The 9,974-nt window shown below is 54.6% G+C and carries 8 protein-coding genes; 4 read left to right on the top strand and 4 right to left on the bottom strand.

The features are described from left to right. The first annotated feature begins 179 nt into the window (after nucleotides 1–179). Both AC0QHF_RS01720 and AC0QHF_RS01715 read left to right on the top strand, forming a co-directional pair. Nucleotides 180–2,411, top strand: a complete 2,232-nt coding sequence (locus AC0QHF_RS01720; RefSeq protein ID WP_324702457.1) for an FUSC family protein — start codon at nucleotides 180–182, stop codon at nucleotides 2,409–2,411. A gap of 216 nt (nucleotides 2,412–2,627) precedes the next feature. Beyond that, a complete protein-coding gene (locus AC0QHF_RS01715) occupies nucleotides 2,628–3,185 on the top strand; it encodes a DUF6658 family protein (RefSeq protein WP_324702456.1) in 558 nt (185 codons plus the stop codon). Nucleotides 3,186–3,446: 261 nt separating this feature from the next. Here AC0QHF_RS01715 and AC0QHF_RS01710 read toward each other — a convergent pair whose 3' ends face one another. From AC0QHF_RS01710 to rppA, 3 genes are read right to left on the bottom strand one after another with little or no spacing between them, the layout of a single operon-like run. Continuing rightward, the gene (locus AC0QHF_RS01710; protein ID WP_324702455.1) at nucleotides 3,447–4,097 is read right to left on the bottom strand and encodes a sensor histidine kinase; all 651 of its coding nucleotides are present in this window, start codon (nucleotides 4,095–4,097) and stop codon (nucleotides 3,447–3,449) included. After that, complete coding sequence (locus AC0QHF_RS01705; protein ID WP_324702454.1) at nucleotides 4,046–4,825, bottom strand: hypothetical protein; 780 nt, start codon at nucleotides 4,823–4,825, stop codon at nucleotides 4,046–4,048. The genes AC0QHF_RS01710 and AC0QHF_RS01705 overlap by 52 nt, the downstream gene beginning before the upstream one ends. After that, on the bottom strand, nucleotides 4,822–5,514 hold the full coding sequence (gene rppA / locus AC0QHF_RS01700; RefSeq protein WP_324702453.1) for a two-component system response regulator RppA: 693 nt from the start codon (nucleotides 5,512–5,514) through the stop codon (nucleotides 4,822–4,824). The genes AC0QHF_RS01705 and rppA overlap by 4 nt, the downstream gene beginning before the upstream one ends. Before the next feature lie 127 nt (nucleotides 5,515–5,641). On the opposite strand from rppA, the gene AC0QHF_RS01695 reads away from it, so the two are divergent. Together AC0QHF_RS01695 and AC0QHF_RS01690 are read left to right on the top strand one after the other, a co-directional pair. After that, nucleotides 5,642–6,265, top strand: coding sequence for a permuted SH3 domain-containing protein (locus AC0QHF_RS01695; RefSeq protein ID WP_324702452.1), 624 nt, complete (start codon nucleotides 5,642–5,644; stop codon nucleotides 6,263–6,265). Between the two features lie 198 nt (nucleotides 6,266–6,463). Continuing rightward, nucleotides 6,464–9,622: an efflux RND transporter permease subunit gene (locus tag AC0QHF_RS01690; protein ID WP_324702451.1), complete on the top strand. Its 3,159-nt coding sequence runs from the start codon at nucleotides 6,464–6,466 to the stop codon at nucleotides 9,620–9,622. A gap of 165 nt (nucleotides 9,623–9,787) precedes the next feature. Here the strand turns inward: AC0QHF_RS01690 and AC0QHF_RS01685 are convergent. Next, on the bottom strand, nucleotides 9,788–9,974 hold a 187-nt coding region (locus AC0QHF_RS01685; RefSeq protein ID WP_324702450.1), incomplete at its 5' end, for a hypothetical protein.

The raw sequence follows: 9,974 nt of genomic DNA, 5'->3' as shown, positions 1-9,974 counted from the left end.
TTCGGGAGCTTGATAGCTCCGTCTCTTTAGAGCGGAGTGGAAAAGCGACACGGCGGCTTTAGCCGCATTGCCGTTATGTCGGCTCGTTGAAAGAAGAATCTCCGTCGCTGTCTTCGCGGAGAGTGTCAAACTGAGTTGGAACCGATCTGAACTTTTCGGAGATTCGAGCCGGAGTGCCTATGGAAACAAACCGCGATCGCCCGTTTAAATTTCTCTGGCAATTTACCAATCGAATCGAAGCTTACCGGGGCATCCGGGCGGGGATCGCCCTGGCTGTGCCCACCTTGGTCGGTCGGGCGGTGGGCTATCCGGAAACGGGATTTTACATCGGTTTGACCGGGGTATTTTTCATCCTCGGGGCGGTGGGCGGTCCCTATGGAACCCGGGCAAAAACGGCGATCGCGACTTTGGTCGGCGGAACCGTTGCCATCGGTTTGGGAACCCTGGTTTCGGCGATCGCGGCGGTGAAATTACTCGCCACTTTTTTGTGGATGTTTGCGGTGGGATACGCCGCCATTTACGGACATCCGGGGGTGATGGCGGGCATTGTCAGCGGCATATTATTTTTATTTACCATTCACCTTCCCCCCGGCGATCTGGCAGTGGCGGCGGAGCGGTCGGCGGTCGGGTTTGCGGGGGGAATTTGGGCGATCGCCCTGTGGTTGATTTTGTGGCCCCTGCGGCCCTATCTGCCCTTGAGAAAAGCGATTTCTCGCTGTTACGGAGCGATCGCGGACTACATTCAATTCGTGCTCAATCACTCCCCCGGCGACGAAATCCGGGGGGTCGCCCAGTGGCGAGAAACCCTGCAAATTGCCAAGGACGCCTACATCCTGAACCGCAGGGGACGGCGGGGCAATTCGGCGATCGGACAGGCGGCGGTGATGCTAATTCAAGATGCGGAACGGTTGATGATGTCGGTTTCCGCTTTGATCGAAGTGGCGGCGATTCACCGAGACCATCCCCAACAGATGACGGTGGGAGTTTTGGTCGATAATGCCCTGGAAAAAATTGCCTCGAATTTGCGAAATTTGGCGAAACTCACCCGCAACCAACCCGCCCGAATTGACGGCGACCGACTGCGGCAAATTTCGGAGGCTTTGAACCAACAAAAAGACCTGCAACAACGGACGATCGGCGATCGCGTCGAGGCCTATTCCGGTTTGATCGCCGTTGATCGCCTGGTGAATATTTTGAATCGGACGATCTGCCTGTTAGACCGCAGTGCCCACATCCTCTGGGAGATGAAACCGACGGCAGGCGGAGAACCGTCCGAGTCCTCTCCGGGAGAAACGGTGTTGCTCGAACCCACAAAAACCCCCCCGTTCGAGCCCCTGCGAGATAATTTTACCTTCAATTCTGCCTATTTTCGCCACGGCGTCCGCCTCGCTGTCGCCACGTCCGCCGGGGTGGCGATCGCGACTTTGGAAGCGATCCCCCACGGGTTTTGGATCAGTCTGACCGTTTTGTTGGTTTTGCAGCCGGATTTTGGCAGTACCTATCGGCGATTTTTTCACCGGATTTTGGGGACGATTTTGGGAGCGTTGCTGACTCCTCTATTGGCGATCGCGATACCTCAAACTTACATTTTGGAAGCGATCGCCGTCATTTCCGTTTCCGTCGCCTTTTCTTTGCTGCGGTTCAACTACGGCTTGGCGGTGTTTTTTATTACGGTTTACGCCGTCCTTTTGGAACAACTGCGGTCGGCCGAAGATGTCCGGGCGGCGACGGTCCGGGTGGTCGCCACTTTGATCGGGTCGGGGTTGGCATTTGCGGCCGCTTTTTTTCTGTTTCGCGATCGCGAGGAAAAACGATTTTTGGCGGCCGTGGCGACGGCGATCGCGGCCGGACGCCACTATTTCAAAACGGTGATGACTTCTTATTTCGGCGATCGGGAAATTGACCCGGATGCGATCGCCCGATGTCGCCACCAAAACCGACTCGCCCAATTTAACGCCCAAGTGTCCCTGCAAAAATTAATCGACGACCCCCACACCTCCCAAAATCAAATCGAAATGGGTGTGATGTTGATGCTCAATTTGACCCGCTTCAGCCGTGCGATCGCCGTTTTGATCGACCCGTTAAATCACTTCACCGGAACCGAACCCCACCCCGACATCGAAACCTTCGTCAGCCACGTCGATTTCGCCTTGGAACAGCTAGAAATTGCCATCAAGATCAAAAAACACCCCCCGCCTCTTCCCGACCTGCAAACCCCCCTCATGGACTTTAAAACTCACTTTGAAACCCTGCAAAAAACCCGCCTCGAAGAATTGACCGCCCGCCAGGAACGGACGCCCACCCGCCAAGTGTTGCTGGATTACAGCATCGTCAGTTTGGAACTCGAAGAAATGGCGGACTATTTGCAGGATATGTTTCGGGCGATCGGGGAGTTTACTCAATCCTCTTAAGCCGGCATTTAAAATAAAATATCCGGGGGGATCATGCTTCGGATAGATGACAAAAATACAAAAGCGATCGGGTCCCCCGCATCGCCCACAAAATGAGTTTGTCAAAGTTGAGTTCACACTTCCGATAGAGGAAAGTTACCCGGCGATTTTATAAGCTGATAGCGGTGGAATGATTCCATTGTTCAACATAGAAGTTAATTCGCGGAGATTTTTTAAGTGAAACGCTTATATCATTATCTCAAATCCCTTCGTCTGCGGCATCTCGTCACCGTATTTCTGGCGGGTACTCTGCTGGTCATCAGCACCGCCTGCGGCACCCCCGAAACCAAGGGTTTCCAGGGGGAGGTGGGTGCCTATCCCAATTCGGAACAGCCCGCCCGAACGGACGCCAGCCGCGCGGCTTCCAAGGCGAACCAACTCTCCGAAAATGCCAGAAAAAATATCGACAAAGTGAATAGTCCCGAGGATTTCGCCGAGGAATTTCAAGAGGGTAAACCCTTGGGAGAACGGGTCAAAAACCTTTCCAAAGATGTCGGCGAATCGTTCCAAGATTTGGGTCAGGGTGTGGCCGAAGAAACCCCCAACAAGGTGAATAACCTTAAGGAAAATACTGCGGATGCGGCGAAATCTGCAAAGCGGGCGGCTGAAAACGCATCGAATACGGTAAAAGAAACAGCCGAAGATACGGCAAAATCTGCCAAGCGAACCGCTGAAGATGCCACAACCTCGGCAAAACGGGCGGCTGAAGATGCCAAAGATGCCCTGGAAAGTTAGAAGTCTGTCTTAAGGTAGATAGCCAAATTGGCGTTGCTACCCTTAAACTGACCACCAATGGGATCTCATGCTCTCCTTGGTTTCCAAGTCACCCCCATTTCTCCTAGATCGTTTTCGGATTATTTAGGAAAAATGAGGGGTTTAATTTTTTTTAGGGAGTCGGGAGTCGGGAGTCGGGAGTCGGGAATTGTAGGGGGCCTTGGCTTGCGCCCTGACTTGAAACATTGGATTTAAAAACTACTCTTTTAATTTCGCCTATTTTTAAATATTAATTATGGAGTTTTTATTGTCTTTTATAGGCTCGGATAAAACGGCTATTTCTAGGGTAAAAATACTCCCACATCCGGGCTGACTTTCGACTTTGAGATGGGCCTGATGTTTGAGGGCGATCGCCCGCACGATCGCCAATCCCAGTCCCGTTCCCCCGGCTTTGCGAGAGCGGTGGCTATCCACCCGGTAAAAGCGCTCGAAAATGCGGTTCTGTTCGCCCGCAGGAATGCCGATTCCACTATCTTCGATCGCGACAACCGCCGTGCGTTCGCGTCGCTTCAAACTGACGCCAACCGTCCCCCCGTCGGGGGTGTATTGAATGGCATTCGCTATCAAATTGGAAACCAATCGATAGAGTTGCTGTTCGTGTCCCGAAACGTAAATTTGTTCCTCGGGAATCTGGGCGGATAGCCGAATATTGGACGCGATCGCTAGTTCCAAAAACTCTTCCGACAAATCGGCAATAATATCGTTGAGACAGCAGGGTTGAAACGGTTCCGAAACGCCATTTTTTTCCAAACTGCTGAGTAACAATAAATCGGCGATCAGGTGGCTCAACCGCCGCCCCTGCCGCTCCACCGTATTTAACATCATATCGACATTTTTGCGATCGCCGGACGGGAGTCGCAGGATGGCTTCCACCGTCGCCAAAAGGCTGGCGGCGATCGCAATTCGTGGGCGACGTCGGCGGTGAACTGCTGCTGTTGCCGATAGGATCGGTAAATCGGTTGCATCGCCAATCCCGACAGCCACCAACTCGAAATCGCCACCACACTCAGGGCGATCGGAAATCCGATCGCCAGGATCAATTGAATTCGCCTCACCTCGGCATCAAAGCCTTCTAACGTCCGCCCAATTTGCAGATAACCCCAGTAAGAATTGGAGTTACTTTTGCCGTGTAAAATTGTGGTAAACTGGCGGTAGCGATTCCCCTCGGAACTGCGAAACGTTTGCCACAATTCCGGGTTAATTTTTTGCGGTAACGGCAGCGGTTGATTGGGGGAAAACGCCAGCAGTCTGCCGCGGCGATCGAACAGGCGGATGTAGTACAGATCGCGATCGCTAATCCCGATGGTGTGCCGTTCGATCAAAGAGGGTCGAGTCTCGCAATCTCTGCCAACCGAACACAGATCCGGAAAGATTTTCTGTAAAATTTTGGTGGGATTTTCCGAGGGGGGAAGCAGGGGTTCCAAACTGTCGTGAAGCGTCCCGGCGTTGGACTCTATTTCCCGTTCCAAAGCCACCCAATTCGACCGAACCAGCGATCGATACATCCCCAATCCGGATACACTTAAAATCACCCCGGTAACGATCGCGTACCAGAGGGCCAGACGGATGCGGCTGCGGCGAAACATTTGATGGGTATTCATCGGAACCTATTGAATCGATAACCTTGGCCGGGAACCGTTTCGATGGGGCAGTCGCAATTGTAATTCGCCAATTTTCGACGCAACAGCCGCATCTGTGCCGCCACCACATTGCTGATCGGTTCTTCGTCGAGATCCCAAAGTTGACGGCGAATTTTACTGCCCGAAATGATGCGATCGGGATTTTGCATCAGGTAGGCGAGGATCTGAAATTCTTTCACCGTCAGAGGGATAATTTGAGACGTTTTTCCCGTACCGACGTGCAGGGCATTATTATCATAATCGAGGGCAAACGATCCGACGCTGAGGGTTTGGGGTTGAAGTTGGGGCGATCGCCGCTGGAGTGCCCGCAACCTCGCCAACAATTCCGCCATTACGAACGGTTTCACCAGATAATCGTCGGCCCCCGCATCCAACCCGGCGACGCGATTTTCCGGTTCTCCCAACGCCGTCAGCATCAGCACCGGCAACGGATTTTGACGCGATCGCAGCCGCCGACAGATTTCGAGCCCCGAGAGCCCCGGCAGCAGCCAATCCAAAACCGCCACGGTGTAATCCGTCCACTGACTTTCCAAATAATCCCAGGCCCGAGTCCCGTCCGTCACCCAATCCACCACATATTTTTCGCCCACCAAAACCTGTTTGATGGCCGTCCCCAAATCCGTTTCATCTTCCGCCAGCAGAATCCGCATCGTCCCCCAAAAGCGATCGCGACCTCGATTCTACCAAAACCCACCGCATTTCATCTCGATTTCATCTCCCCCGTGGCAGACTGTTAAAAATTTCGGTTCAGTTCAGTTTCAAGTGAGGAGTTATTCTATGAAATCCGTCGCACTCATGAGCCTTCTGACCCTCGGTTTGACCTTCGGGGCGCCCACCGTCGCCCTGTCCCACGTCGGACACGGAGACGAATTCCAAGCCACGGGAGGCATCGACCGGGTGCGGGTCAACCCCGAGACGGATTCGATGTTGGGTATCATTGTCGAGCCCATCCAACCCGCCGAAGATGGCAGTTTTGCCGTCACGGTGCCCGTCACTGCGATCGTGGATGCGGACGGCAAACAATTGGTTTTTGTGAAGTATGAAAATTTTTATGAACCCGTGGAAGTGACGATGGGAGAAACCCGGGGCGAGTTAGTGGAAATTACCGAAGGATTGTCCGTCGGGGAGGCGCTTGTGACCCAGGGGAGTTTGTCGCTTTACGCCGAATCCCGCAAAACCCAAACAGCCGAAACGGAAACCGCCGCGGCGCCGGTCGAGGAAGTGACGGCCCAGGAAGTCGCCCTCGAAGAGACTACCGAAACCGATGAAATCGTCGCGGTGCAACCCGAGGAAATGGCGCCAGAATCCGGCGGATTTCCGATGGGAATTTTAGCCGCGATCGGCGGCGGCGCGGTGCTCGTCGTGGGGGGATTCGCGATCGCCAACCGTTCGAGACAATAGCAGTGTGAAATAATTCGCAAAAATCCCGCCCGTTCAAAGCCCCCAGAATTGGGGGTTTGGGGGCGAGAAAATGTGCAGATGGTTTCTGATTGCCAAATCATCTCACATCCGGTTGAATATCCGAACCGCTTGGGAATCAATTCCAGAGGGCGCAAGCCTTGCGCCCCTACAATTCCCGACTCCCTACTCCCTAAAAAAATGTTGAATTCAATTCTCGATCGCATCCTAAAAACCGCGATCGCCCGCCGGTGGTCGGTCGTGGTCGGCGCCATATTGGTGACGGTTTGGGGGGTGTTCGGCGTCACGCAGATGCCGCTGGATGTGTTTCCCGAATTCGCGCCGCCCCAAGTGGACATTCAAACCGAAGCGGTGGGGCTCGCCCCCGAAGAAGTGGAAACCCAAATTACCGTCCCCATCGAAAGCGTCGTGAACGGCCTGCCGGGGGTGACGACGGTGCGATCGTCCTCCAAGGTGGGACTGTCGATGGTGCAGGTCGTTTTCGACCCGGACGCCGACATCTACAAAGCGCGGCAGTCGGTGGCCGAACGGCTGCAACAGGTGTCCAACCAGTTTCCAGAAGGGACCCACCCGCCAGAGATTTCGCCCTTGGTGTCCCCCCTGGGCACGATTTTGCAGTACGCCTTCACGGTCGAACCGGGGGGGCAAACCTCGCTGATGGACCTGCGTCGCCGGGTGGAAGTCACCCTCAGCAACCAGATTTTGTCCGTGCCCGGCGTTTCCAAAGTCACGATTTACGGGGGCGACGAACGACAGGAACAGGTGCTCATCGACCCGGAAAGACTGCGATCGCTCGATGTCTCCCTCACCGAAGTCGCCGACGCGGCCAGAGGCGCCAATTCCAACGCCCCCGGCGGTTTCTTAGTCGGCGGCGGACAGGAATTGTTGGTGCGCGGCATCGGCCAGATCCGGTCCGTCGAAGATTTGCGGCGATCGGCGGTCACGGTCCGGGACGGCATCCCCATTTTGCTCGAAGATGTCGCCGAAGTGAAGACGGGGGCGGCACTCAAGCGCGGCGACGCCAGTTTTAACGGACAACCCGCCGTGGTGATGATGATCGACAAACAGCCGCAGGTGGACACCCCCACCGTCACCGAGGCGGTGGAAGCGGTGATGGAGTCGCTGCAGCCGACGTTCCCCGCCGATGTCGCGATCGCGCGGACGTTCCGCCAGTCAAATTTCATCGATTCGGCCATCCGCAACGTCGGCGGTTCCCTCGTCCAGGGGATCATCGTCGTATCCGTGATCATGTTGCTATTTTTGATGAATTGGCGGACCGCGGCGATCGCTTTGAGTGCCATTCCCCTGTCTTTGATTGTCGGATTGCTGTTCATGAAAGCCTTCGGTTTGGGCATCAATACCATGACCCTCGGGGGATTGGTCGTCGCCATCGGGTCGGTGGTGGACGATGCGATCGTGGACATGGAAAACTGCTATCGCGGACTCCGGGCAAACCAGGCCCGGGGCAACCCGAAACACCCCTTTCAGGTGGTCTACGACACCTCGGTACAGGTGCGGCTGGCCGTGATTTTTTCTACGGTGATTATCGTCGTCGTATTCGCCCCGATTTTCAGTCTGACGGGGGTGGAAGGGCGCATATTCGCCCCGATGGGTCTGGCTTACCTACTCTCCATCGCCGCCTCCACCCTGGTCGCCATGACCCTCTCACCGGCCCTGTGCGCGATTTTGCTGGCCGATCGCCCCCTGCCACAGGAGGGCACCTTCGTCTCCCGCTGGGCCGAACGGCTGTATCGTCCCCTGCTAAATTTGTCGGTGCGGGCGCCCCAGATGATTTTGGGACTGGCCCTGGCCGCTTTGGTTGTCGCGATCGCGATCGTCCCCTCTCTCGGACGGGTATTTCTGCCGGAATTCCAGGAAAAATCGATGGTCAACTCGATGGTGTTGTTCCCCGGCGTCTCCCTGGACATGACCAATCGGGCGGGAATGGCCCTTTCCAAGTCCCTGGAGGGCAATCCCCTCTATGACTGGGTACAGGTGCGGGCCGGACGTTCCCCCGGCGACGCGGACGGGGCGGGGGTGAACATGGCCCACGTCGATGTGGAATTGAGCGATTTGGCGTTGAAAGATCGCGAAGCCAGCGTCGCGGAATTGCGGGAAGCGTTTCTGAAACTGCCGGGAGTGGCGCCCAATATCGGCGGGTTTATTTCCCACCGCATGGATGAGGTTTTATCGGGGGTCAGAAGTGCGATCGCGGTGAAAATTTTCGGCCCCGATTTGGCGGAATTGCGGCGAGTCGGCGAACAGGTTCGGGACGCGATCGAACCCGTCGAGGGGGTGGTGGATTTGCAACTCGAACCCCAACTCCCCATCCGCCAAGTTCAAATCGAATATGATCGCGCCGCGGCTGCAATTTACGGATTGACAATGGAACGGTTATCGGAGGTGGTGGAAACGGCCCTCAACGGCCGCGTCGTCTCCCAAGTTCCGGAAAATCAACAATTGATCGATATTTTCGTTTCGCTGACAGAAGAAGCCGCCAACAGTTTGGATGGGATTCGCGCCATCCCCCTGAGCACTCCCACCGGAGAAATCATCCCCCTGAGTGCGGTGGCAAACGTCGGTTACGGCACCGGTGCAAACGTGGTGAATCGGGAGGACGTATCGCGGTTGATCGTGGTTTCCGCCAACGTCGCGGAGCGCGATTTGGGCGGCGTCGTCGGCGACATCCAAGCCCGAATTCGCCGGGAAGTTCAATTGCCCGAGGGGTATTTTATCCAGTACGGCGGACAGTTTGAAGCGGAGCAAAATGCCACCAATAATTTACTGTTTTATAGCATTTTGGCGGCGATCGCGATCGCGATTTTGATGTTCTTTTCGGTGAAATCCCTCCCGGCGACGGTGGCTATCATGCTCAATTTACCCCTCGCCCTCGTCGGCGGCATTTTGTCCATCGCCCTCACCGGCGGTGTCATTTCCATCGCCTCCCTGGTGGGTTTTATTACCCTGTTCGGCGTCGCCGTCCGCAACGGGTTGTTATTGGTTGACAATTACAATCAAAAATTTTACCGGGGAATGGAGTTAAAAGATGTCATTATCGGCGGTTCCCTCGATCGCGTCAATGCCATCTTGATGACCGCGTTTACCTCCGCTTTGGGGATGTTGCCGCTGGCGATCGCAACCGGAGCCGGCAACGAGATTTTGCAACCGTTGGCGATCGTCGTTTTAGGCGGTTTGTTCACGTCTACGGCGTTGACGCTGCTCGTGATTCCCGCCCTTTACAGCCAATTCGGCCGCTGGTTAATGCCCAAACCCAATCTCACCGAAATCGAGAAAAATTTCCGCTTCCAAACCGAGCAGAAACCCTCGCAAATTTTGTAATTTTTCCTGAAAAATACGGGGATATTTCAAAAGAGTCACTTGTCGGGGCGCAAGGCTTGCGCCCCAATTTAAATTTCCGAAAAAATTTATACCTTTCGGACGGAGGTTAAATTTCGGCTTTAGTTGTAATTTGAGAAGAGTTAGAAAAAATGAAAGTTATTAAAATCATTCAACTTTTAATTCCTTTATTTTTTCAATCAAAAGAGTTGGACTAATAACAAAAAATAGAGAAATCAAACCTAAAGTCACCCATCCCAAAGGATTATCAACTATGATATCGCAAGTATCGCGCTCGTGTATCAACAGTTTCAATCGGGCTAGAAACCTTGAAACATCGATGTAAAGGTCATTT

Source organism: Lyngbya sp. CCY1209 (assembly GCF_055795065.1).
The sequence above is the reverse complement of the archived record's forward strand: the minus strand, read 5'-3'. Positions and strand labels throughout refer to the sequence as shown.